Annotated in this window: 24 protein-coding genes; 7 read left to right on the top strand and 17 right to left on the bottom strand. The window is 69.6% G+C overall.

Features of this window, described 5'->3' with window-relative positions; translation table 11 throughout:
* Positions 1-7: 7 nt before the first annotated feature.
* From H7965_RS14755 to H7965_RS14745, 3 genes are all read right to left on the bottom strand, one after another.
* Positions 8-946 carry a tripartite tricarboxylate transporter substrate-binding protein gene (locus H7965_RS14755; RefSeq protein ID WP_186771343.1) on the bottom strand — a complete coding sequence of 313 codons (939 nt, stop codon included), beginning with the start codon at positions 944-946 and terminating at the stop codon, positions 8-10.
* Between the two features lie 4 nt (positions 947-950).
* The gene (gene secD / locus H7965_RS14750; protein ID WP_186771342.1) at positions 951-3539 is read right to left on the bottom strand and encodes a protein translocase subunit SecD; all 2589 of its coding nucleotides are present in this window, start codon (positions 3537-3539) and stop codon (positions 951-953) included.
* Positions 3540-3671: 132 nt separating this feature from the next.
* Positions 3672-3863, bottom strand: coding sequence for a hypothetical protein (locus tag H7965_RS14745; RefSeq protein WP_186771341.1), 192 nt, complete (start codon positions 3861-3863; stop codon positions 3672-3674).
* A 163-nt stretch (positions 3864-4026) separates the two neighbouring features.
* Here H7965_RS14745 and H7965_RS14740 point away from each other — a divergent pair, with 163 nt between their 5' ends.
* Positions 4027-4959: a Gfo/Idh/MocA family protein gene (locus H7965_RS14740; RefSeq protein ID WP_186771370.1), complete on the top strand. Its 933-nt coding sequence runs from the start codon at positions 4027-4029 to the stop codon at positions 4957-4959.
* On the opposite strand, the gene lpxB is transcribed toward H7965_RS14740, so the two are convergent.
* The 3 genes from lpxB to H7965_RS14725 are packed head-to-tail and all read right to left on the bottom strand — an operon-like array spanning position 4928 to position 7603.
* Positions 4928-6100, bottom strand: a complete 1173-nt coding sequence (lpxB, locus tag H7965_RS14735; RefSeq protein ID WP_186771340.1) for a lipid-A-disaccharide synthase — start codon at positions 6098-6100, stop codon at positions 4928-4930. The two genes, H7965_RS14740 and lpxB, sit on opposite strands and share 32 nt — an antisense overlap.
* Positions 6101-6125: 25 nt before the next feature.
* On the bottom strand, positions 6126-7007 hold the full coding sequence (locus H7965_RS14730; protein ID WP_186771339.1) for a carbon-nitrogen hydrolase family protein: 882 nt from the start codon (positions 7005-7007) through the stop codon (positions 6126-6128).
* On the bottom strand, positions 7004-7603 hold the full coding sequence (locus H7965_RS14725) for a GNAT family N-acetyltransferase (protein WP_186771338.1): 600 nt from the start codon (positions 7601-7603) through the stop codon (positions 7004-7006). The genes H7965_RS14730 and H7965_RS14725 overlap by 4 nt, the downstream gene beginning before the upstream one ends.
* A gap of 98 nt (positions 7604-7701) precedes the next feature.
* Between H7965_RS14725 and H7965_RS14720 the strand changes: the two genes are divergently transcribed.
* Positions 7702-8673, top strand: a complete 972-nt coding sequence (locus tag H7965_RS14720; protein WP_186771337.1) for a Bug family tripartite tricarboxylate transporter substrate binding protein — start codon at positions 7702-7704, stop codon at positions 8671-8673.
* Between the two features lie 130 nt (positions 8674-8803).
* Here H7965_RS14720 and H7965_RS14715 read toward each other — a convergent pair whose 3' ends face one another.
* Both H7965_RS14715 and hisI read right to left on the bottom strand, forming a co-directional pair.
* Positions 8804-9889 carry a CobW family GTP-binding protein gene (locus H7965_RS14715; RefSeq protein WP_186771336.1) on the bottom strand — a complete coding sequence of 362 codons (1086 nt, stop codon included), beginning with the start codon at positions 9887-9889 and terminating at the stop codon, positions 8804-8806.
* On the bottom strand, positions 9886-10314 hold the full coding sequence (gene hisI, locus H7965_RS14710; protein WP_186771335.1) for a phosphoribosyl-AMP cyclohydrolase: 429 nt from the start codon (positions 10312-10314) through the stop codon (positions 9886-9888). Before hisI ends, H7965_RS14715 begins: the two co-directional genes overlap by 4 nt.
* A gap of 39 nt (positions 10315-10353) precedes the next feature.
* Between hisI and H7965_RS14705 the strand changes: the two genes are divergently transcribed.
* A complete protein-coding gene (locus H7965_RS14705; RefSeq protein WP_186771334.1) occupies positions 10354-10845 on the top strand; it encodes a Fur family transcriptional regulator in 492 nt (163 codons plus the stop codon).
* Positions 10842-11351: a GNAT family N-acetyltransferase gene (locus H7965_RS14700; RefSeq protein ID WP_186771333.1), complete on the top strand. Its 510-nt coding sequence runs from the start codon at positions 10842-10844 to the stop codon at positions 11349-11351. Before H7965_RS14705 ends, H7965_RS14700 begins: the two co-directional genes overlap by 4 nt.
* Positions 11352-11366: 15 nt before the next feature.
* On the opposite strand, the gene metC is transcribed toward H7965_RS14700, so the two are convergent.
* The 4 genes from metC to H7965_RS14680 are packed head-to-tail and all read right to left on the bottom strand — an operon-like array spanning position 11367 to position 14771.
* Positions 11367-12566 (bottom strand): cystathionine beta-lyase, encoded by a 1200-nt coding sequence (metC, locus tag H7965_RS14695; protein WP_186771332.1) that lies wholly within the window; start codon positions 12564-12566, stop codon positions 11367-11369.
* Positions 12566-13411 carry a sulfurtransferase gene (locus tag H7965_RS14690; protein WP_186771331.1) on the bottom strand — a complete coding sequence of 282 codons (846 nt, stop codon included), beginning with the start codon at positions 13409-13411 and terminating at the stop codon, positions 12566-12568. The genes metC and H7965_RS14690 overlap by 1 nt, the downstream gene beginning before the upstream one ends.
* Before the next feature lie 5 nt (positions 13412-13416).
* Positions 13417-14136, bottom strand: coding sequence for an alanyl-tRNA editing protein (locus H7965_RS14685; RefSeq protein ID WP_229682622.1), 720 nt, complete (start codon positions 14134-14136; stop codon positions 13417-13419).
* Positions 14136-14771, bottom strand: coding sequence for an NUDIX domain-containing protein (locus H7965_RS14680; RefSeq protein ID WP_186771329.1), 636 nt, complete (start codon positions 14769-14771; stop codon positions 14136-14138). The genes H7965_RS14685 and H7965_RS14680 overlap by 1 nt, the downstream gene beginning before the upstream one ends.
* Before the next feature lie 18 nt (positions 14772-14789).
* Here H7965_RS14680 and H7965_RS14675 point away from each other — a divergent pair, with 18 nt between their 5' ends.
* The 3 genes from H7965_RS14675 (at position 14790) to H7965_RS14665 (ending at position 18128) form a co-directional block, all read left to right on the top strand.
* Entirely contained in the window at positions 14790-15785 is a 996-nt protein-coding gene (locus tag H7965_RS14675; protein ID WP_229682621.1) for a DMT family transporter, read from the top strand.
* A gap of 184 nt (positions 15786-15969) precedes the next feature.
* Positions 15970-16827, top strand: coding sequence for a glycosyltransferase family 2 protein (locus H7965_RS14670; RefSeq protein ID WP_186771328.1), 858 nt, complete (start codon positions 15970-15972; stop codon positions 16825-16827).
* 176 nt (positions 16828-17003) lie between these two features.
* Positions 17004-18128 (top strand): polysaccharide pyruvyl transferase family protein, encoded by a 1125-nt coding sequence (locus H7965_RS14665; protein ID WP_186771327.1) that lies wholly within the window; start codon positions 17004-17006, stop codon positions 18126-18128.
* 180 nt (positions 18129-18308) lie between these two features.
* On the opposite strand, the gene H7965_RS14660 is transcribed toward H7965_RS14665, so the two are convergent.
* The 5 genes from H7965_RS14660 to H7965_RS14640 form a co-directional block, all read right to left on the bottom strand.
* On the bottom strand, positions 18309-19283 hold the full coding sequence (locus H7965_RS14660) for a zinc-binding dehydrogenase (RefSeq protein WP_186771326.1): 975 nt from the start codon (positions 19281-19283) through the stop codon (positions 18309-18311).
* An 85-nt stretch (positions 19284-19368) separates the two neighbouring features.
* On the bottom strand, positions 19369-19815 hold the full coding sequence (locus tag H7965_RS14655; RefSeq protein WP_186771325.1) for a GNAT family N-acetyltransferase: 447 nt from the start codon (positions 19813-19815) through the stop codon (positions 19369-19371).
* Positions 19816-19936: 121 nt separating this feature from the next.
* A complete protein-coding gene (locus tag H7965_RS14650; RefSeq protein ID WP_186771324.1) occupies positions 19937-20398 on the bottom strand; it encodes a CopD family protein in 462 nt (153 codons plus the stop codon).
* 154 nt (positions 20399-20552) lie between these two features.
* A complete protein-coding gene (parA, locus tag H7965_RS14645) occupies positions 20553-21194 on the bottom strand; it encodes a ParA family partition ATPase (RefSeq protein WP_186771323.1) in 642 nt (213 codons plus the stop codon).
* A 77-nt stretch (positions 21195-21271) separates the two neighbouring features.
* On the bottom strand, positions 21272-21514 hold the full coding sequence (locus tag H7965_RS14640; RefSeq protein WP_186771322.1) for a hypothetical protein: 243 nt from the start codon (positions 21512-21514) through the stop codon (positions 21272-21274).
* Between the last annotated feature and the right edge of the window lie 37 nt (positions 21515-21551).

The following is a 21551-nucleotide window of genomic DNA, read 5'->3' as shown; positions in this document are numbered from 1 at the left end:
CAACGAATCAATCGCGCCGTGTCATCCAGGGCCGTGCCGCCCAGCGTGCGGCCAGCACCGCCAAGCCGCGCCGAATCTCCTCCTCCCAGGCGGGCTGCGGCTGGAAATCCGGTACTCTGCCCTGCGACTGGCCCTGATCCACGAATTCGGGGTCCGCGACCGCGGCCTGGAAGGTGCCCTGCAGCCGGCCTCGCCACGCGGGAGTGGCGGCGGTCGGCAGGATGAAGCCGCGCCGGGCCGTAAGCTGCAGCGGCAGGCCCTGCTCCGCCAATGTTGGTACCTCGGGCAGCAGCGGGCTGCGCTGCGGCCGGGCAAAGCCGATGCCCCGGAGCCTGCCGTCGCGCAGTGCCAGGATCGCCTCCGGCGCGGCCAGCATGGCACCGGCGATGGCGCCGGTCAGCACCGCCTGCCGCGCGGCGGCGGCATGGGCGAAGACCAGCGGCTCCAGCGCCAAGGCGGCGGCGAGCACCATTCCGGCGAGCTGCGCCGCGCTGCCATGCGGCGGCATGCCCAGCACCGCCGGCCGGCCCAGCCGCTGCAGCGCCGCCAGATCGGCCGGGCCGCCGGCAGCGGCTACCAGTACCAGCGGCTCCTCAACCACTGCGCCGATGAAGGCCAGCCGGTCCGGCAACCCCGGCGCGGCCGCCGTGATGGCGCGGGCCAGCAGTTGTGGGGTGGCGACGCTGCCGATCAGCCATTCCCCGGGCGGCGCCTCGGCGATGGCATGGGCCGCCGCCAAGCCACCCTGGCCGGGGCGATTGGCCACTGCGACGCGGCTGCCTGGCCAGTGCCGCTCGAGGAAGGGGGCGAAGCCGCGGGTCCAGGTATCCGCCGCGCTGCCAGGGGCGGCGCCGACCAGCAGGGTCAGCGAGACGTCCTCGCCGCGGGCGAGGCCCGGCGCGGCCAGCACGGCCGCGCCCAGCAACCCGCGCCTGGCGAGGCGCATGGCCTCAGACTCCGGCCGGGGCGCCCGCCTTGCCCGGCGCACTGGCCGGCTTCGCCACCTCTCCCCGCCGCAGCTTGCCCTCGCCGCTGTAGAGCACGATCGGCGCGGCGATGAAGACCGAGGAGGAGGCGCTGACCACGATGCCGAACAGCATCACCCAGGCGAAACCCGAGAGGGTGTCGCCGCCGAAGATCGCCAGCGGCACGGCCGCGAGCAGCAAGGTCATCGAGGTGCCGAGCGAGCGGTTCAGCGTCTCGTTGATCGACTGATCGACCAGCTGGCGCAGCGGCATCTGCTTGTATTTGCGCAGATTCTCCCGCATCCGGTCGAACACCACCACCTTGTCGTTGGCGGAGAAGCCGATGACGGTCAGGATCGCCGCGACGGTGGTCAGGTTAAACTCCACCCCGAACAGCACCATGAAGCCGACCGTCTTGGTGGTGTCGAGGATCAGGGTGATGATCGCGGCGATGGCGAACTGCCATTCGAACCGGAACCAGATGTAGATCAGCATCGCCAGCAGGCTAATGCCGAGGGCGATCATGCCGCCGAGGAAGAGCTCGTCGGAGACGCGGTTGCCCACCGCCTCCACCCGCAGGATGCGGGTGCCGGGCGCCACCTGCTCCAGCCCGCCGCGCACGGCGTTGACCGCACGCTGGGTGCCGGCCTCGTCGCCCTGCACCGGCAGCCGGACGAGCACCGTGTCGGGCGAGCCGAATTCCTGCACCCCGACATCGCCCAGGTTGAGGCCGGCAATGCTTGCGCGGATCTGCGCCAGGTTGGCTGGCCCCGGCGTCCGCACCTCCATGACGATGCCGCCCTTGAAGTCGACGCCGTTCTCAAGCCCTGGATAGAAGGCGCCGATCAGCGAGGCGGTCGAGAGCAGCGCCGAGACCATCAGCCCGACCCGTGCCCCCTTCATGAAGGGGACGGTCGTCACGTCGGGGACCAGCCGGAACAATGGCCGGGACAGCCAGCCGAACAGCCCTCGGCCGCGGCCGAGCACCGGCAGCTCCTTCGGCCGCTTCGCCCGGTACCACCAGGACACCATCAACCGGACCAGGGTGGTCGCCGTCCACATCTGCGCCACCGTGCCGATCGCCACGGTGACGGCGAAGCCCTTCACCGGCCCGCTGCCGAAGCCATAGAGGCAGGCCATGGCGATGAGGTTCGTCAGGTTGCTGTCCATGATGGTGCCGGAGGCCTTGGTGAACCCGGCTTCCAGCGCGCTCAGCGGCGGGCGGCCGTTCTTCACCTCCTCGCGGATGCGCTCGTTGATCAGGATGTTGGCGTCGAGCGCGGTGCCGAGGGTCAGCACGATGCCGGCGATGCCCGGCAGGGTCAGCGTCGCCTCCATCACCGACAGCGCCGCCAGCAGCAGGATGATGTTCACCAGCAGGGCGATGTTCGCGAACCAGCCGAACAGGCCATAGGCCAGGCCCATGTAGAGGAAGACGAAGACCACCCCGGCCGCCAGCGCGAGCACGCCGGCGCGGATCGCATCCGCCCCCAGCTCCGGCCCGACGGTGCGCTCCTCCACCACCGTCAGCGGTGCCGGCAGGGCGCCGGCGCGCAGCAGCACCGACAGCTCGTTGGCGGTGCGGGCGGTGAAGCTGCCGCTGATCTGGCCACGCCCACCGGTGATCGGCTCGCGGATGTTCGGCGCGGTGATGACCTTCTCATCCAGCACGATGGCGAAGGGCCGGCCGACATTCTGGCGTGTCACCTCGGCGAAGCGGCGGGTGCCGATGGAATCGAAGGTGAAATTCACCACCCATTCGCCGGTGCGGCTGTCCTGCCCGGCACGGGCATCGGTGAGGTTGGCGCCATCCACCTCCACCCGCCGGCGTACCGCATAGCGTTCCGGCTGGCCCGTCGTCGGCTGCTCGGCGGCCAGGAACATCACCCCGGGGGGCGGCGTCGCCGCGAAGGGATTGGCCGTCTCGTCCAGCAGGTGGAAGGTCATGCGGGCGGTCTTGCCCAGCAGATCCTTGATCCGCGCCGGGTCCTCGACGCCAGGGAGCTGCACCAGGATGCGGTTCTGGCCCTGGCGGGCGATCAGCGCCTCGGCCACGCCGGTCTCGTCGATGCGGCGGCGGACGATTTCGATGGATTGCTCCACCGCGCCGGTCGCCTTGGCGCGCAGCCCGACCTCGGTCAGGGTCGCGCTGATGGTGCCGTCCGGAGCGGCCGCAACCTCGATATCCGGTGTGGTGGTGCCGACGCCGGTCGGGATCTGGTTGGCCTGCTCGCGCATCACCGCGGCGGCGGCGGCGGCCTGGCCAGGGTCGCGCACCCGGAAGGTGACCCGCCGGCCGGGCGCATCGGCGGCCAGGTTCACATAACCGATGTTCTGCTGGCGCAGCCGGGTGCGGGCGGCATCGGCCAGGCTCTCCAACCGTTCCCGCACCACCGCGTTCATGTCGACTTCGAGCAGCAGGTAGGAGCCGCCACGCAGGTCGAGGCCGAGGGAGAATTGCCGCGCCCAGCCCGGCAACTCGGCTTTCGGGAAGAGGTTGGGGAGGCAGAGCAGGATGCCCAGCAGGCAGACCGCGAGGATGGCGGTGGTCTTCCAGCGCGCGAAGAACATCATGGCGCGATGGCCTCAAGGGGGCGGCGGGTCATGGAATCGGGTCACCCTTCGGGGGCGATACCCCCTGGAAATTCGGCCGGAATGTGACGACGGGGGACGGCCGATGCAAGTGTGGGGGCGGTGCGCCGAAGCTCAGCCGGGCGTCCAGAGGCCGCCGCCCATCAACCAGCCATAGAAATCGGCATAGTGCGGCCGGTTGTCCGGCAGGGGTGCCGGCGTGGCAGGCCGCTCCGCGGGTTGGGTGGCGCATGGCTGCTCGGCGGCCCGGATCTCCTGCATTCGGGCACGGATGGCGGCGAAGTCGTTGGCGATCGGAACGGTCACGGAGCGGCAGCCTCGATGGTTGAGGAGGCAGGCTGCCGTCTACTCCTTCCCGGTTGGTAACTGGCGGGCGCGGCGGGGCGATTCTCGGGGCTGCCATCCGCTCCGCTGGGCGCTGCGCCGCGGCTGGGGTAGAGCGCATCCCGGCAGCATGGGGTGCGTGGCCATGGCAGTGCGGGTCGGCGTCATCGGGGTGGGGTATTTCGGGCGCTTCCATGCGCAGAAGCTGGCGGCGCGCGGCCTGCTCGCCGGCCTGCACGACGAGGATGCGGCACGGGCGGCGCAGATCGCCGATGAACTCGGCACCACCGTCCGCGACCCGATCGCGCTGATCGACGCCGCCGATGCCGTGGTGGTCGCGGTGCCCACCGCCTTTCATTACGAGCACGCCATCGCAGCGATTGCCGCCGGCCGGCATGTCTTCATAGAGAAGCCGATCGCCGCCAACCTGATCCAGGCCAAGGACCTTGTCGCCGCCGCCGCGGCCCGCGGCGTGGTGCTGCAGGTGGGCCATATCGAACGCTATTCCGCCGCCATCCGTACCCTGCGAGCAAGCGGCGCCGGCACCGGGGCGATGGGCTTCGAGGCGACCCGCGTCGCCCCCTTCCGGCGGCGCAGCCTGGATGTCTCCGTCGTGCTGGACCTGATGATCCACGACCTCGACCTGGTGCTGAGCCTGGCGGCCTCGCCGCTGGCCGAGGTGCGGGCAGTGGGGGCGAAGGTGATGTCCGGCCACCCGGATTTCGCAGTGGCGCAACTGCGCTTCGAGAGCGGCGCGGCGGCGACTGTCACCGCCAGCCGGATCAGCGTTGGGCTGGAACGCCGGCTGCGGGTGCTTGGGCCGGAGGGTGAGACGCGGGTGGATTTCCTCGCCCGCAGCCTGGAGCGCATCCGCCGTGGCGGCGCCGAGCCGGTCGAAACCATGCCCGGCTGGGGCATCGACCGGGCGACCTGGACCGAGCACGACAGCCTGGAGGCGGAACAAGCCGCCTTCCTCGCCAGCATCGAGACCGGCGCGCCGGTGGAGGCCAGCGGCGCGGTCGGCGTCGCCGCGCTGGATGCGGCGCTCAGGGTGGAGGCGGCGATCCAGCGGGGCTGACACCTTCGATCACCTCCAGCACCGCCGTGGCCGCCGCCTCGCTCGGCAGGCCCTCCGGCGGGTGGAGCAAAGCCCGCACCTCGGCGAAGCCCGCCCGCTGCCGCGCCACCGCGGCCGGGTTGTCGAGCAGGGGCACCAGGCTTTCGGCCAGCGCCGCCGGGGTGCACTCCTCCTGCAGCCTTTCCGGCGCCACTGCGCGCTCCGTCAACAGATTCACCAGCGAGACGTGCCGCACCTGGATCAGCCGGCGGACAATCGCCGCGGTCAGCGGATTCACCCGGTAGCCGATCACATGCGGCACTCCGGCAACCGCCATCTCCAGGCTGGAGGTGCCCGACTTGATCAGCCCCGCCGCGGCGGCGGCGAAGGCGTCATGCTTCTCCGCCAGGGCACGGACCATGATCGGCGGCAGCGGCCAATCCTCGGTGCCGGCGCGGACCACCGCCTCCACCGGCCCGGCCAGGGCGATCACCGGGCGCAGCCCCGGCACCGCGGCGGCGGTGCGGCGGACGGCCTCGGCGAAGACCGGCAGCAGCCGGGCGACCTCACTGCGCCGGCTGCCCGGCATGACCAGTAGCGGGCGCTCCCCCGGCGCCAAGCCGTGCGTGGCGCGGAAGCGGGCCGCATCGCCGGCATCGGCGCCGCTTTCCAGCACCGGGTGGCCGACGAAGCGTACCGGGATGCCGGCAGCCTCGAAGAAAGGCGCCTCGAAGGGCAGCAGCGCCAGGAGGCGGTCCACCCGCGCGGCAATTTTCCGAACGCGGCCGGGTCGCCAGGCCCACACCTGCGGCGCGACGTAATGCACCACGCGGATGCCGCGCGGCCGGATCCGCCCGGCGAGGCGCAGGGTGAAGCTCGGCGCGTCGATGGTCACCAGCACCGCCGGGCGACGGGCGAGGATATCGGCTTCGGCCTGATCCATCCGGCCGGCCAGGCGGCGCAACCTGGGCAGCACCTCGACCAGCCCCATCAGCGAGAGCTCGCGCATCGGGAACAGGCTTTCCAAGCCTTGCTCCGCCATACGCTCGCCGCCGACGCCGGCGAATTCCAGCCCCGGCCGGTGGCGCCGCAGCGCCGCCATCAGCCGGGCGCCGAGGATGTCGCCCGAGGCTTCCCCCGCTACCAGATAGACCAGGGTCATCCGGCGACCCGCGGTGGCGGAGTGCTCATGTGAAGGCGGCCGGTTGCGGCGGGTTGACCGGGGCGCGGGGCCAGTCGCGATGGTTCAGCACCGCCCCATCCCGCCGAACTGCTTCGATCCGCGCCGGGTCGAGGCTGGCGTAGACCCAGCCGGGCACGTCCAGGGCGCCGCGTGCCAGCACCCCATCCTCCGGGAAGCCACGGTCGACCGGGCCGAAGACGGCGGCGAAGCCGCGGTTCTCGTCCAGTGCCGCCGACCAGGGAGCCTCGCCCACGGTCGGCGCCACGGCGACGAAGCATTGGTTCTCCAACGCCCGGGCCTGGGCGGCGAAGCGCACCCGGTTGAAGCCGCGCATGGTGTCGGTGCAGGCGGGGACCAGCACCAGCCAGGCGCCGGCCTCCACCTGGGCGCGGACGTGCTTCGGGAATTCCGCGTCGTAGCAGATCGAGACACCGAGCCTGCCCCAGGGCGTGTCGAACACCGCCGGACTGTCGCCGCCGGCGATGCCCCAGTGCTCCGACTCGAAGCGGGTCATGGCGCGCTTGTCCTGGAAGGCGAGGCGGCCATCCGGGGCGATCAGCGGAGCGCGGTTCACGACCTGCCCGTCGGCCAGCATCGGCAGGCTGCCGGGTAGCAGCCAGCGTCCATGCCGCCTGGCGGCCGCGCGCATCACCGCCAGCACCGCCGGGGCGGCCTCGACCATGGCGCGCAGCTCCGCCGCCGCATCGGCGGAGGTGGCGCCGGACAGCGCGGTGCCCAGCTCGACGCAGGCGTATTCCGGCATCACCAGCAGGTCGGCATGCGGTGCCGCCTCGGCGAGCCAGCGATCGAGCTTGGCGGCGTAGGCATCAAGACCCGGGGTGGGCTCGACCGGCCAGGCGAGCAGGCCGAGGCGGAGCACGGTCAAATCCGCTCCTTCAGCCAGAAGCCGAGGCTGTGCGGCGTCTCCCGGTCGTCGCCGACCTCCTGCCAATGGAAGATGCAGGAGAGATCGGGACGCGGGACGTAGCCGCGGTTCCGCCAGAATTGGTCGAGCGGCCGGTAGCCGGGCGGCTTGCGCGGGTCGTTGGCGTTGCGCACCACGGCGCAGAAGGCGGCGGCGGTCAGGCCGAGGCTGCGGGCATGCGCCTCCCGCGCCGCGAAGAAGCCGACGCCCGCGCCGCGGCCGCGATACGCCGGCAACAGCACGCTCTCGCCGAAATAGCAGAGGCCCTCGGTCGCCATCCCGCGGCGGGCGAAGGCGTCCCGCACCGGCGCATGTGCCTCCGCCATGGGCTGGCAGGTGGCCATGCCGACCGGGGTTTCACCGTCGAATGCCACCACCGCCGCGGCGCCGGGGCTGGCGGCATAGGTCGCCAGATACTCCGCCTCGGAGGCGGGGTCGCCGGCGTAGAGATAGGGGTATTCGGCGAAGACCGTGCAGCGCAGCCCGGCCAGCGCCGGCAGCACAGGAGGCAGCGCATCGCCCGACAGCGTCTCGAGCCGGAGGGGAGGGGGGGTCATGGCCTCAGCCATAGGGGTGCGCCCGGCGCCGCGCAACGGAGCCTTGCATGCCACGGCAATCATGGCAGGCTGGCACCAAATCATCCGGGAGCGTCCTTATGCCGATCAGCCGCCGCGAGCTGCTGGCGTTGTCCCTGGCTGCCGCCGCGGCGCCTGCCGTGGCGCAGGAGGGATACCCGAACCGCCCGGTTCGCTTCATTTCACCCTTCCCCCCCGGCCAGGCCGGCGACACCCATGCGCGGATCGCCGCCGAGGCGCTGGCGCAGCGCTGGCCGCACCGCCCGATCGTGGAGAACCGCCCGGGCGGCGCCGGCGCGATCGGCATGGAGGCGGTCGCTCGCAGCCCGGCGGATGGCTACACCCTGTCCTACACCTCGATCGGGCCGATGAACGTGCTGCCGGTGATGGTGCCGACCGTGCCCTATGACCCGGCGCGGGACTTCCGCGCCATCGCGCTTCTCTCGGTTAGCCCCGTGCTGCTGGTGGTGAACCCGGCGATGCCGGTGCGCAGCATCCAGGAATTCGTCGACTATACGCGGGCGAATGCCATCGATTACGCCTCCGGCGGGCCGGGCACGGTGCAGCACATGGCGGGGGAACTGCTGCGCCACCGGCTCGGGCTGAAGATGAACCATGTCGCCTATCGCGGCAGCGGGCCTGCGGTGACCGACACCATCGCCGGCGTCGTGCCCGCCATGGTGGATAGCCTGAGCAGCGCCATCCCCCATGTGCAAGCTGGACGGCTGCGGGCGCTGGCGGTGACCGGAGGCCATGGCGTGCCGATGCTGCCGGGGGTGCCCAGCATCGGCGATACGGTGGCGCCGGGCTATGACGTGAATGGCTGGACCGGGCTGTTCGCCCCGGCGGGAACACCGGCGCCGATCCTGCGGAAGATCAACGCCGACCTCTGGGCCGGGCTGGGCGATGGCGAGTTCCGCCAGCGGCTGGCCGGCACCGGCACCATCGTCCCGCCGCCCTGGAGCGTGGCCGAGGCGCAGGACTACATCGACCGGCAGATCCGCTTCTGGCGCGAGGTGATCCAGGTGGCGGGGCTGAAGATCGACGGCTAGGGCAGATCGCCGTGGGACAGCCTCGCTCGAAGGCGCGGATCTGCCCTGCAAACAGAGACCCGTAGCATTTTCGGTGAACGCATATGAGCCGGAAATGCTGCAGCGCCGGGCGCAGCGGCGCCGGCCGGGACTACCCTGCCGCGCCCGCGCCGATCGCCGCCTCGCGCCGCGCGCTCTCGGCGAAGGCGGTCAGCCCCTTCTCCACCGTTGCCCGGTCCAGGTCGCGCAGGATGAAAACAATGCGCGACCGTCGGTCATCCCCTTCCGGCCAGGCCGCCAGCTTCACCGGCGGGTGGAACAGGTGCTGCACGCCATGGATGGCGATCGGCCCGTCCTGCCCCTCAAGGTTCAGAATGCCCTTGACCCGCAGGACATTCTCGCCGCGGGTCATGGTCAGCACCTCCAGCCAGGTGGCGAGCCCGTCCCAAGGCAGCGGCTGGTCGAAGCTCAGGCAGAAGCTGTGGATCCGGGAATCATGCCGGCTGACGTCGTGATGGTGGTGATGATGATGCCCGTGCGCATGGGCATCATGCGCGGCGAAAGCCTCGGCATCCAGCCAGCGCCGCACATCGGGGTGCTTCCGCGTCGCGTCGTACAGCCCGCAGTCGAGCAACTCTCCTGGCGTGATGTCGCCATGCAGCGCGTTCAGCAGCGGCGCGCCCGGGTTCAGCGCCCGCAGCCGTGCCCAGAGCGCCGGAACCTGCTCCGGCGTCGCCAGATCGGTCTTGGTCAGCACCAGCCGGTCGGCGACGGCGGCCTGCTTCACCGCTTCCGGCTGGGCATCCAGGGTGGCCATGCCGGTCGCGGCATCCACCAGCGTCACCACCCCGTCCAGCCGGTAGCGGAACAGCACCAGCGGGTCGCTCATCAGGGTCTGCAGGATCGGCGCCGGGTCGGCCAGGCCGGTCGTCTCCACCACCACCCGGCGGATGGCGTGGCCCTGCTCGATCCGCACCGCCAGGTCGCGCAGCGCCTTCACCAGGTCGCCGCGCACGGTGCAGCAGAGGCATCCGGCGTTCAGCAGGACGGTGTCGCCGTCCAGCTTCTCCACCAGCAGGTGGTCGAGGCCGATCTCACCGAATTCGTTGATCAGCACCGCAGTGTCGGCGAGGGCGGGATGGCGCAGCAGGCGGTTCAGCAGGGTGGTCTTGCCGCTGCCGAGGAAGCCGGTCAGCACGGTGACCGGAACCGGCGGGGCGGGGTCGGGCGTGCTCATTGGCCATAGAGTTCCTCGGGCGCCACTTCCGGCCGGGTCAGCTTCACCAGCCTGCCTTCGCGCAGGCCGAAGAAGAAGCAGTTCCGCCGCCCGGTGTGGCAGGCGACGCCGGTCTGGTCGACCAGCGCCAGCAACGCATCGCCATCGCAATCCAGCCGCAAATCGACCAGCGTCTGCACCTGGCCGGAGGTCGCGCCCTTCCGCCACAGCTCCCTGCGGGAGCGGGAATAGTAACAGACCTTGCCGGTCTTCAAGGTTTCCTCCACCGCCTCGCGGTTCATCCAGGCCAGCATCAGCACCTCCCGGGTGTCGTGCTGCTGCGAAACCACGGGCACCAGGCCGCGCATGTCGAAGCGGATGGTGTCGAGCAGCCGGGCCCGGGCCTGCGGATTGGTGACAGGGAAGGTCGTGGCGGTGGTGGACATGCCCCTATATTGCACGGTGGAGCCGGAAAGGAGGAGTCCATGTCTGCAACCGCCGCGATGACCGAGGCCAGCCTGGACCGTGCCGCCGCGCTCTGCGCCCGGCGCGGCGCCCAGTTGACCGCGCTGCGCCGGCAGGTGCTGGGGCTGGTGATCGGCTCGGACCAGCCGGTCGGTGCCTATGCGCTGCTCGACCGGCTGCGGGAGAGCCGGGCCGGGGCGGCGCCGCCGACGGTCTACCGGGCGCTGGATTTCCTGGTGGAGCAGGGGCTTATCCACAAGGTGGAGCGGCTGAACGCCTTCATCGGCTGCATCGACGCGCTCGACCACCCCGACGATTGCGATTGCGGCGAGGCGCATGACCACCCGCACCAGTTCCTGATCTGCCGCCGTTGCGGTACCGCCATGGAGATCAGCGACCCCGGGGTGGCGCTCGCCCTCTCCCGCGCCGTCCGGGCCGCCGGCTTCACCCCGGCCCGGGCGACCGTGGAGGTGGAGGGGCTCTGCGCCGCCTGCGCGCGGGGCGCCGCGTGAGCACCGCGCCGGCTTGGCGGATCGCCGAGGGCTGGGAGCCCGGGGCGATCGGCGACATCGCCGCGCTGCACGCCCGCCACTACGCCGCGAGCCATGGCTTCGGCGCGGTGTTCGAGGCGAAGGTGGCGCGTGAGATGGGTGAATTCCTCACCCGGCTGGACCCGGCGCGGGATCTGTTCCGCGCCGTGGTGGCGGAGGAGCGGGTGCTTGGTTCCATCGCCCTGGACGGCAGTGAGGCAGGGATGCCGCCGGATGCGGCGCATCTGCGCTGGTTCATCCTGGACGCGGCGCTGCGCGGGGAAGGGCTGGGGCGGCGGCTGCTGGCCGAGGCGCTGGCCAAGGCTCGGGCGGCGGGCTTCGCCCGGGTCTACCTTTGGACCCTGAAGGGGCTGCCGGCGGCGGAGCGGCTCTATGCCGAGGCCGGCTTCCGGATGGTGGAGGAACTGACCGGCCAGCAATGGGGCCGGCCGGTGACGGAGCGGCGGCTGGAACTCAGCCTCGGCTGACGCCACCGGCCGGGCTCAGCCGAGGCGGGCCAGAGCCTGCCCCAGATCGGCGATCAGGTCCGCCGGCTCCTCCAACCCGACATGGATTCGTGCCATCGGCCCACCGAATTCGCCGGTGCCGGCGGTGCGGGTGACATTGCCGGTGGTGAGGATGGCGAGGCTCTCATAGCCGCCCCAGCTGGCGCCGATGCCGAACAGCGCCAGGCTGTCGACGAAGCGGGCAACATCCTCCACCGTATAACGCGGCTGGAACACCACGCCGAACAGCGAGCAGGCGCCGGTGAAGTCGCGCCGGAACAGCGCATGCTGCGGATGGCTGGGCAGCGCCGGGTGCAGCACCTGCTTCACCTCCGACCGTGTCTCCAGCCAGCGCGCCACCTCAAGCCCGCTGGCCTCCTGCCGCTTCAGCCGCACCAGCATGGTGCGAACGCCGCGCAGCCCGAGCCAGACATCGTCCGGCGACGCATACTGCCCGAGCTGCGAGGCGGCGCCGCGCACCACCTGCCAATCGGCATCGTTGTTCACCGTGACGCTGCCGAGCAGCACGTCGGAATGGCCACCGACATATTTGGTCAGCGCCTGGATCGAGACATCGACGCCCTTCTCGAAAGGCCTGAAGTGGTGGATGCCCCAGGTGTTGTCCATCAGCACCTTGGCGCCCCTGGCATGGGCGGCGCGGGCGATGGCGGGCACGTCCTGCACCTCGAAGGTGTGGCTGCCCGGGCTCTCGGTATAGACCACCTTGGTGTTGGGCCGGATCAGCGCGGCGATGCCGGCCTCGTTGATGCAAGGGTCGTAGAAGGTGGTGGTGATGCCCCAGCCCTTCAGCAGCCCCTCGCAGAGGTTGCGCGCCGGGCCATAGGCGCTGTCCGGCATCAGGCAGTGGTCGCCGGCTTTCAGATAGGCCAGCAGCGGCACGGCGACGGCGGCAAGGCCGGTGCCGACGATCAGGCTGCGGGTGCCGCCCTCAATCTCGGCGATCACGTTCTCGAAGGCGTAATGGGTGGGGCCGCCCTGGGTGCCGTAGGTCATGTACTGCTCGAAGCGATGCTTCGCGCCGTCCTTGCGGGCCTGGCAGTCGGGGAACAGCACGGTGGAGCCGCGGTGCACCGCCGGGTTGACGAAGCCATGCACATGCGTGCCGGGGCGGCCGGCATGGCTCAGGCGGGTAGCGAAACCGTAATTCTTGGCCTTGGACGCGGCGTCATCGGGCATCAGCGGGTCGCTTTCGGGGTTTCGGGCCGGCTGGCCCATTCGGTCCAGGAACCGTCATAGACGGCGGGTTCGGGAAAGCCGGCACGGACCAGGCCGAGCGCCAGGGCGCAGGCGGTGACGCCGCTGCCGCAGGAGGTGACGACCGGACGTTCCTGGGTCACCCCCTCGGCCTCGAACAGGGCGCGCAATGTGGCCGGGTCCTTCATGGTCAGATCGGCGTTCAGCAGCTCGCTCGACGGCAGGTTGGCGGCGCCGGGCATGTGGCCGGAGGGGAGTTCCTTGCGCGGCTCCGGCGCCGCGCCGGTGAAGCGGCCGCGGGCGCGGGCATCGAGGATCAACGCGCCGCCGCCGCCCTGGCGGACGAGCTTCTTGACGTCGCCGATGCCACGCAGCCGTTCCGCCTGGAAATCCGGGATGAACTCGGCCGGGGCGGCGGGCGGGGCGTCGCCGGTCTCGACCGGCCTTCCCTCGCGCTGCCATTTCGGCATCCCGCCATCCAGCACCGCCGCCTGCTCATGCCCGAACAGCCGCAGCATCCACCAGCCGCGCGCAGAGGAGCGCAGCCCGTGCTGGTCGTAGAACACCACCCGCGAGGCATTCGAGAGGCCAAGCGCGCCGACGAGCTTGGCAAAGCGTGCCGGCGTCGGGACCATATGCGGCAGGTCGGTGTCGGGGTCGGCGATCTGGTCGATGTCGAACAGCCGGGCGCCTGGAATATGCGCGGCGCGGAAGACGTCGTGCTTGTTGCCGGGCTCGCCCGGCAGGTAGGTCGAGCAGTCGAAGACCAGCAGGCCGGGCTTGCCCAGCTCCGCCGCCAGCCATTCGGTCGAAACCAGATTGTCCATCGCGCTCACTCCCCCAGCACCAGATATACCCGGCGGTTCTGCCTGCCCTTGTTCTCGAGCTTGGTCACTTCCACCCGCCCGATCTCCGCCGTGCTGCGCACATGGGTGCCGCCGCAGGGCTGCAGGTCGATGGGCGCATCCCCCGGCCCGATCCGCACCAGCCGGATCCGCCCGCCACCACGCGGCGGCTGGACCGAGAGGGTGCGGACGAGACCGGGGTTGGTCTCCAGCTCCGCCTCGGTGATCCAGCGCTCGTCCACCGGATGGTCGGCGGCGACAAGCGCGTTCAGCCGCTCGGTCAGCCACTCCTTGGCCGGCGGATCGGACAGGTCGAAATCGAGCCGCGAGCGGTCGGCGCCGATCTGCCCGCCGGTGACGCCGGCGCCGGGGATCAGGCTGCAGAGCAGGTGCAGCGCGGTGTGCATGCGCATGTGGCGGTGCCGCGGCGCCCAGTCCAGCGCGGCGGTCACGCTGGCGCCGACTGGCGGCAGCACGGCGTCCGCGGCGGCCAGGTGCAGCACGCCATCCTCTGGCCCCTTCACCGCCTTGGTGATGGTGGTCTCGCCTCCCGCCCAGCGCAGCACCCCGGCATCGCCGGGCTGGCCACCGGCCTGGGCGTAGAAGGGGGTGCGGTCGAGCAGAATCCCGTCCGGCCCCGCCGCCAGCACAGTGGCGGCGCCGTCACGGATGTAAGCGTCGGCGCGGTAGAGCAATTCGGTCGGCATCAGATCCATTCCTGTCGTAGCCGGTGCCTGTGATGGCGCAGCCACCACAGGCACACCGCGGCCGAAACGTTTTCGATACGGTTGGCGTCCAACAGCGCGAAAGCGTCCTCGGCGGCGAGGATGCGCAGCCGGATATCCTCGCCCTCCTGCGCCAAGCCATGGGTGCGGGTCGCGGCCGGCGGCAGGGCCACCTGGGCGGTGTAGAAATGCATGACCTCGTCGCAGCCGCCCTGCATCAGCATGTAGCGGCCGATGCGCTCGAAGCGGTCGGCCGCCAGCCCGGTCTCCTCGGTCAGCTCGCGCCGGCCGGCGATTTCCGGATCCTCGCCAGGCTCCAGCAGCCCCGCCGGGCACTCGGTCATCACCGCCGGCAGCCCGGCCGAGAGCGCCGGCAGCCGGAATTGCTCGATCAGCGCCAGCCGGTCGGTGGCCGGGTCGTAGGGCAGGACGGCAACGCCGCGGCCGCGGCGCCACAGCTCCCAGGTGAGTTCGGCGGAGCGGGCGCCGTCGAAGCGTTCATAGGTGAAGCGGATGCGTTGCAGCGGGAAGCGGCCGTCCCAGACGACCTCATCCGACCGCACCTCAAGCCCGGGATGCGCCGGGAGCGGCGGCGCCTTGGATGGTCTGGCGTTCATGCGCCACGGACCCTACCCTTGAGCGGCAACGCCGTCCATGGACCCGCCATCAACGCCCCCCTCGATTCCCTGACCGCCAGGCCGGCCGGGCAGCCCGCCGTGGATGCCGATGCCGCCACGGCGGCCGAGCGCCGCACCCGGGCCGCGTCCCGCCGCCGGGCGGTGCTGATGATCCTCGGCGCCGCCGCCGTCTTCTCCATCGCCGGGGCGCTGGTGAAGGGGCTGGGCGGCGAACTGCCGCTGGCGCAGGTGGTGCTGTGCCGCAACCTGTTCGCGATCCCGGCGCTGCTGCCGCTGCTCTGGCAGGCCGGCGGCCTCGGTGCGCTGCGGGCCCGGCGGCCGTGGCTGCATGTCTTCCGCATGGTGACCGGGCTCACCGGCATGGTCGGCGCCTTCTACGGCTATGCGGTGCTGCCCTTCGCCATGGTGACCGCGCTCGGCTTCACCATGCCGCTGTTCCTGACGCTGCTTTCCGTGCCGCTGCTGGGGGAGCGGGTGGGCGCGCGGCGCGGCGCGGCGGTGCTGGCCGGCTTCGGCGGGGTGCTACTGATGGCCATGCCTGGCGGCGGCGGCGAGGCGCATCTGGCCGGGGTGCTGATGGTGCTGCTTGGCGCCGTCGCCTGGGCATTGTCGATGATCACCATCCGTCGCATGGGCGATGCCGGGGAAAGCAATGCGACGATCGTGCTGTGGTTCGCGCTTGGCGCGACCCTGGTCTCGGGCCTGGCCAGCCTGCCAGTGTGGGTGGCGCCGACGCCGGTGCAATGGCTGATGCTGGTGGGGACCGGGGTGGTCTCGGCACTGGCGCAGGTGATGATGACGGAGGCCTATCGGCGCGGCGAGGCGACCCTGCTGGCGCCCTTCGAATACTCCGCCATCCTCTGGACCACCGGCCTCGGCGTGGTGGTCTGGGGTGAGTTGCCGGATGGCTGGGATGCGGCCGGTATCGCTGTGCTGGTGGCGAGCGGGCTGTATATCTGGTATCGCGAGGTGACGCTGGGGCTGAAGCGGTAGGCCTCGATTACTCGCAGTCTCCGGTACTTTCATTTGGCAGGCGGACGCCGAATGGCGGGTGCAGCCTTAGCCGGAGCCGTTGCAAGACAATCGTCTTGTGGATTGTGCAACAATCGGGCTAATAGCGTAGCGGTAGGTGCGCGCTGCGGTTTGCAATCATCGGTAGATCGGGAGCATAGGCGGAATGACAGTTGCAGTACTGACCATGGTTTACAATGAGCCAGAATTTGTTCCTATATGGGTTAAGTATTACGGATCAATATTTCCTCAGGAGCAGCTATATATAATTGATCATGGTACCGATGATGGTTCACTGGATCATGTCGGCAAAGTCAACATCATCCGTATCCCGCGTACTCCTAAGAATAATAAACAGCGATCTGCTCTGATTCGGCATATTGTTGCCGGCCTTCTGAATTACTATAAAACCGTCATAACTGTTGATGTCGATGAGATGCTGATACCCGATCCTCGCCACTACAAGGATCTTGCAGATTTTTGCGAGAACCGGACTGAAAGCGTGGTGACGTCAATTGGGCTGAATGTCGTCCATTTGACGGCGAGCGAAGCGGATTACGACAGCGCGCATCCGGTGCTTGCGCAGCGCAAGTGGGCTCAATTCGTGTCGCCCATGTGCAAGCCCAGCGTCGTTTCCAAGCCTGTGACGTTCGGAGACGGGTTCCACGGTTGCACGGTGCCGCCGGCATTCCAGCATCTGTACATGTTCCACCTGCGCTATTTCGACCTAAAGTGCGGCCTCGCCCGGCTCGCGCGGACGCGTGCGATGGAGTGGTGGAGCCCAAAGGCCGGCAGCCATCAGCGGGTCGAGGATGAGCAATGGATCAATTCGCTCAACAGATACAATACTATGAAAAAGGGAGCGCTGCTGACGACCGAGGCGGCCGACCAACAGTTGGAGCAGTTGTGTCAGGACTTCCTGTCGAGAATGACCCCGGATGCGCGCGGAATATACAACCATAAGCCACCGGTTGTCGGACGGAACCTGATTGAGATTCCGGAAAGCTTTTCGGCGCATTTCTGATCCGGGGCATGGTCGGATAGTTCATGCAGGCTGTGGTGCTGTGTTTGTCCTGCGGCCGCGTGCGGATGAACCTTCGCCATTGATGCGGAAGCCGACAGGAACCGGCGTTGCTCGGGTTCTCACGCGATGCGGGAGCGGCTACCTAGCGATCGGTACTTCTATTGAGGGACAGGGCAATGACTAAGGTTGTCTATCTTGCCGAGAGCTTTGGCAGCTATCACGATCCTGGAATCCCCATATCAAGAATAATGCACTATTCTGGGCATAATATCGGCAATTTCGCGTTCTGGAACGGCGCCCGGAAGCTGTTCGATGCCGACATGACCTGCATACCTTTCGGTGCCACCGAGAAGCACCTGCCGCGCGACATCGACTTCTTCGTCATTCCAGCGGCCAATTTCCTGAACACCACATCGGACCTTGGCTGGCTGGCGAACCTGATCGTCAAAATCGACAGGCCATGCGTGGTCGTTGGCCTGGGCGCGCAGTCGGAGAAGGAAGACCAGATTCCCGTCCTCAAGGAAGGCACCATCCGGTTCCTGCAGGAGGCCGCCCGACGCACGCCGTTCCTGGCAGTGCGTGGACCTTTCACCGAAAAGGTTTGCGCCCATTACGGCGTCACCAATGTCAAGGTCCTGGGATGCCCCTCGATCTTCACCAACGGCGACCGCACGATGGCCGAGCGCATTGCCGCAGCCTGGGACCAGGAGGTCGACAAGATCGCCGTCCATGCGGCGTCCATCAAATCCCATGTCATGGCGGCGGAGCGGTACCTGTTCGGCCTGCTTCGGACCGTCCCAGGCTCCGCCTTCGTCCTGCAGCGCCCTGTCGAACTGATGAAGCTGGTACGCGGGCTGGAACTCGCGGAAGCCGAGCAGGCCTATGTCGAGAGGGTGCGGCAATTCCTGGCACCGGACCTGTCCATGCAGAAATTCATGCAGGTGCTGCGACAGACCGGCATGATCCCTTATTCGGTGGATTCCTGGATCTTCACCCTGCAATCCCACTCCCATTCGCTAGGCACGCGGATCCATGGCGCGATCCTCAGCCTGTCTTCCTACCTACCGACAATCTGTATTACTCATGATACCCGCACGCGCGAATTGTGTTCCGTGCTGCAGGTGCCCAGCATCCGCTCCAACCAGGTGACGTCGGCGTCCTCGGTTCGGGAAATCTTTGCCAGCATCAGAATGGACGCGGCCGTTTTCGAGGATAACAGGTCGACACTCGCAAGCGGATACAAGGCACTAATGAACGAGATTGGGATTGGCCCCTCTCGCTACCTTACCGAGAAGTTCTGACCTGCCCTACACTGGCGTGATCTCGTCGGGCACTCTAACAAACTGCATCGCCATCCTGACCGAACATCAGAAGTGCTGGTGGGGAAGGGCCCTGAGCTGAGTTGAAGACACCAGACCAGTGGGTCACGGCCCCAACCGCACTGCGAGGCGCTTCAGAATGAGACCCTGACCGGCCTGGCCTCAACACGCCAGCACGATCTTCCCGAAATGCGCGTTGGCCTTCATATGCGCCAGCGCCTCCGCCGCCTCATCCAGCGGGAAGACCCGGTCGATCGGCAGGCCAAGCGTCCCCGCCTCCACCGCTGCCCAGAGATCGGCCCGCATCCGCCGGTTGATCTCCCGCACCTCCTCCACGCTGCGGGTGCGGAAGGTGACACCGATGTAGCGGATGCGGCGCAGCGCATGCAGGTCGAAGTCGAAATCCCCGCGGCTGCCGCCCAACCGCCCGACATTGACGATGCGGCCGAGGATGGCGCAAGCGCGCAGATTGCCGTTGGCGAGGCTGCCGGAGACCTGATCAACGATCACCTCCGCCCCGCGCCCGCCGGTCGCCTCCAGCACCTGCTCGGGCCAGGCAGGGTCGGAGGTGTCGATCGCCAGGTCGCAACCGAACTCCGCGAGCCGCGCCCGCCGCGCCGTGTTGGTCGAACTGCCGATCACCAGCTTCGCCCCCATATGCTTAGCGATCTGCATCCCCATCAGCCCGACGCCGGAGCTGGCGCCCTGGATCAGAATGCTTTCGCCCCGCTGCAGTCCGCCGTTCGTCACCACGGCGTCGTGCATGGTCTGCAGCGCCACGGGCAGGGTCGCCGCCTGCTCCCAGCCCATGTTGCGGTCCGGCAGCGCCGAGACCCGGCCCCAATCGGCCACCGCATATTCGGCATAGCCGCCGCCGCCGCTGCACATCACCCGCTGGCCGGGGCTGATGCCGCCCGGCACCTCGGCGCCGACCGCAACCACCTCGCCGGCGAACTCCAGCCCGGGGATGGTGCCCGGCCCACCGACCCGGCCATGCGCATGGCCGGCGGCGACGCCGACATCGGCGCGGTTCAGCCCGGCGGCGCGGACCCGCACCAGCACCTCGTTCGGCTTCGGGGTCGGCTCGGGCACCTGCTGCACCCGGAGCCCGGATTCGGTAACGACGGCGGCCTTCATTGGGCATCTCCCCTAATCTCGCGGGGCATTTGGCCGCAGAACCGCGTGGCGAGCCAGCCCCCCGCCGCTGCCCAGGGTGCGGCGGTCAGCCCTCCGCCACGGCCCCCAGCACCTTGCGGAACCAGATCCGCGCATGCCCCTGCGGCATCCCATCGAGCCGGCCGAATTCGACATAGCCATTGCGCAGCCAGAAGCCGGGCGCCTGAAAGTCGAAGGTGTCGGTATAGGCATCGGTGCAGCCGCGCCGCCGGGCGATCGCCTCGGCCCGGCCGAGCAACTGGCCGCCGAGTCCCTTGCCGCGCATCTCCGGCGCCAGCCAAAGCCAGTCGATGAACAGCCAGTTCCAGTAGGTCAGCCCGAGCAGCCCGCCGCGGACCGTGCCCTCGGCATCGCGTGCCAGCACCGTCACCGGGTCGCGGTCGTAGGGGCCACCCATCTCCTGGTTATAGGCGTGCAGGCCGCGCTGGATGGCGGCCACCGCCTCCAGCTCCGGGTATTCGTCCTCGCTGATGTCGATGTCGCTGGGATTCATGCTCTGTCACCGGTAGTCGTGGACCGCGCCGCGCATCAGCGGAGCTTGGACAGCGGGAGGGTTGCGGTCTTATGAACGTCGGCGGCGGTCCAAGGGCTCAGCGCCGCTGACGCGGCGGGGCTCATCCGCCGAAACGGCCCCAGGCGGCGACCGCCACGGTCAACAGCCCGACGCCGAGGTTCAGCGTCACCAGCTGGCGGATGCGGTTCGCCGCCGTGGCCGCCGCCGGCCGGTTGGACGCCGCCAGCGCCGCGCGGAACTCCCGCCACGGGCCGGTGACCAGCGCGACGAAGACCGCGGCCATGACCAGCGCGCCGCCATGCATCAGGTGGATGTGCCAGCCGGCGCCACGGAAGCCGCCGTACCAGCCGAACAGCAGCGCCCAGCCGGTCAGCAGCACCGCCGGCATGGCGTGCCAGACAAGGCGGAAGAACCGCCCCAGCACCGCCTCATGCAGCGCCAGCCGCTGCGGCGGCTCCAGCACCGCCAGCGCCGGACGAAGGGCGAGGATGGCGAAGCCCATGCCGCCAACCCAGAGCACCGCGCCCAGCACATGCAGCGCGTAGAACAGATTCCCAAGCATCGTCATTCCCCGGCTGAAGGTCGTGCTCTAAAGGCCTTTGATTTCGGAGTGATTTTCCGACGCAGGCCGTTTCCAGCCTGCGTGGAGCCGCTCTGGCGGCCCAGTGCCGGCCATTCCGGTCCGGTGTAGCCTGCCGGCGTTGAAAACCACCAATTCAGCCGCCACCCCGGCCGAGCGCCGCGATCTCCGCCGCCAGCGCCCGGATCTCCGCCGCCGCGGGGCTCTTTGGCGCGGCCTCCGTCACCCCGAGCCCATCGAGGAAGGCGGTGGCGAAATGCACCCGGTTGCCGAGCGCCTGGCCCAGCAGCGTCACCCCCTTCTCGACCAGCGCCGCGGCGATGCTCTCCTTCAGCCGGCCCTGCGGCGGCACCCGGTTGAGCACCGCGGCGACGTAGCGCCCCTCGGCGGCGGCCAGCTTCAAAGTCGCGTCGCTGGCCCAGAAATCCGCCGGCGAGGGCTGCAGCGGCAGCAGCACCAGATCGGCGGCGCGGATCGAGAGCCGGGTATCGGTCTCGGCATGCGGGGGGGTATCGACAATGATGAAATCCTCGGCGCGCCGCAGCCGGTCGAGCGCCGCCGGGGTGCGCCAGCCGGCGGGCGAATCGAAGGTCAGCGGCGCCACCTTGTCGCCCAGCTTCTGCCGCACATTGTACCAATGGCCGAGTGATGCCTGCGGATCGGTGTCGAGCAACGCCACCTTATGGCCGGCGCCGGCCAGCGCCACGGCGAGATTCGCCGCCAGGGTGGATTTCCCGGCGCCGCCCTTCTGCTGCGCGACCGTCACGACAAAGGCCATCTGCGCGACTCCACTGCGTGCCGCGCAGGCTACAGGCTTTTGCCGCGGCGGTTACCCTGCAACCGCGACCGGCTGCGTCACTGCGGCGGCTCCGGGCCACCGGGTGGGGTGGCTGCGCCCGGCGGCGGGAGGGAGCTGGCAGCGGGCGGCTCGGCCGGAGCGCCGATGGCGCTGTCCGGGTGCATGGCGGCGCGCCAGGCGGCGGTAGTGGGGGGTGGGGGCTGCGGCGACGGCTCGGATGTCCAGCGATACATGAACAGGCCGAACATCCCCACCACCAGCACTACCGGGATGACGGCGGGGAGGGTTATGCGCGACATGACCGGATCCCTCTCAGGTCCATCATGCCTAGCGCAT

It is taken from the genome of Siccirubricoccus deserti (assembly GCF_014283215.1).
In the GTDB taxonomy this organism is placed as follows: Bacteria; Pseudomonadota; Alphaproteobacteria; order Acetobacterales; family Acetobacteraceae; genus Siccirubricoccus; species Siccirubricoccus deserti.
The sequence above is the reverse complement of the archived record's forward strand: the minus strand, read 5'-3'. Positions and strand labels throughout refer to the sequence as shown.

Coding starts and splice junctions, on each gene's coding strand:
- H7965_RS14755 (WP_186771343.1), bottom strand. CDS start 946: ATGCGCCTCGCCAGGCGCGGGTTGCTGGGCGCGGCCGTGCTGGCCGCG.
- H7965_RS14740 (WP_186771370.1), top strand. CDS start 4,027: ATGGCAGTGCGGGTCGGCGTCATCGGGGTGGGGTATTTCGGGCGCTTC.
- H7965_RS14720 (WP_186771337.1), top strand. CDS start 7,702: ATGCCGATCAGCCGCCGCGAGCTGCTGGCGTTGTCCCTGGCTGCCGCC.
- H7965_RS14670 (WP_186771328.1), top strand. CDS start 15,970: ATGACAGTTGCAGTACTGACCATGGTTTACAATGAGCCAGAATTTGTT.
- H7965_RS14685 (WP_229682622.1), bottom strand. CDS start 14,136: ATGCCGACCGAATTGCTCTACCGCGCCGACGCTTACATCCGTGACGGC.
- H7965_RS14690 (WP_186771331.1), bottom strand. CDS start 13,411: ATGGACAATCTGGTTTCGACCGAATGGCTGGCGGCGGAGCTGGGCAAG.
- H7965_RS14650 (WP_186771324.1), bottom strand. CDS start 20,398: ATGCTTGGGAATCTGTTCTACGCGCTGCATGTGCTGGGCGCGGTGCTC.
- H7965_RS14655 (WP_186771325.1), bottom strand. CDS start 19,815: ATGAATCCCAGCGACATCGACATCAGCGAGGACGAATACCCGGAGCTG.
- H7965_RS14660 (WP_186771326.1), bottom strand. CDS start 19,283: ATGAAGGCCGCCGTCGTTACCGAATCCGGGCTCCGGGTGCAGCAGGTG.
- lpxB (WP_186771340.1), bottom strand. CDS start 6,100: ATGACCCTGGTCTATCTGGTAGCGGGGGAAGCCTCGGGCGACATCCTC.
- H7965_RS14665 (WP_186771327.1), top strand. CDS start 17,004: ATGACTAAGGTTGTCTATCTTGCCGAGAGCTTTGGCAGCTATCACGAT.
- H7965_RS14705 (WP_186771334.1), top strand. CDS start 10,354: ATGTCTGCAACCGCCGCGATGACCGAGGCCAGCCTGGACCGTGCCGCC.
- secD (WP_186771342.1), bottom strand. CDS start 3,539: ATGATGTTCTTCGCGCGCTGGAAGACCACCGCCATCCTCGCGGTCTGC.
- metC (WP_186771332.1), bottom strand. CDS start 12,566: ATGCCCGATGACGCCGCGTCCAAGGCCAAGAATTACGGTTTCGCTACC.
- H7965_RS14640 (WP_186771322.1), bottom strand. CDS start 21,514: ATGTCGCGCATAACCCTCCCCGCCGTCATCCCGGTAGTGCTGGTGGTG.
- H7965_RS14715 (WP_186771336.1), bottom strand. CDS start 9,889: ATGAGCACGCCCGACCCCGCCCCGCCGGTTCCGGTCACCGTGCTGACC.
- H7965_RS14725 (WP_186771338.1), bottom strand. CDS start 7,603: ATGACCCCCCCTCCCCTCCGGCTCGAGACGCTGTCGGGCGATGCGCTG.
- H7965_RS14680 (WP_186771329.1), bottom strand. CDS start 14,771: ATGAACGCCAGACCATCCAAGGCGCCGCCGCTCCCGGCGCATCCCGGG.
- parA (WP_186771323.1), bottom strand. CDS start 21,194: ATGGCCTTTGTCGTGACGGTCGCGCAGCAGAAGGGCGGCGCCGGGAAA.
- hisI (WP_186771335.1), bottom strand. CDS start 10,314: ATGTCCACCACCGCCACGACCTTCCCTGTCACCAATCCGCAGGCCCGG.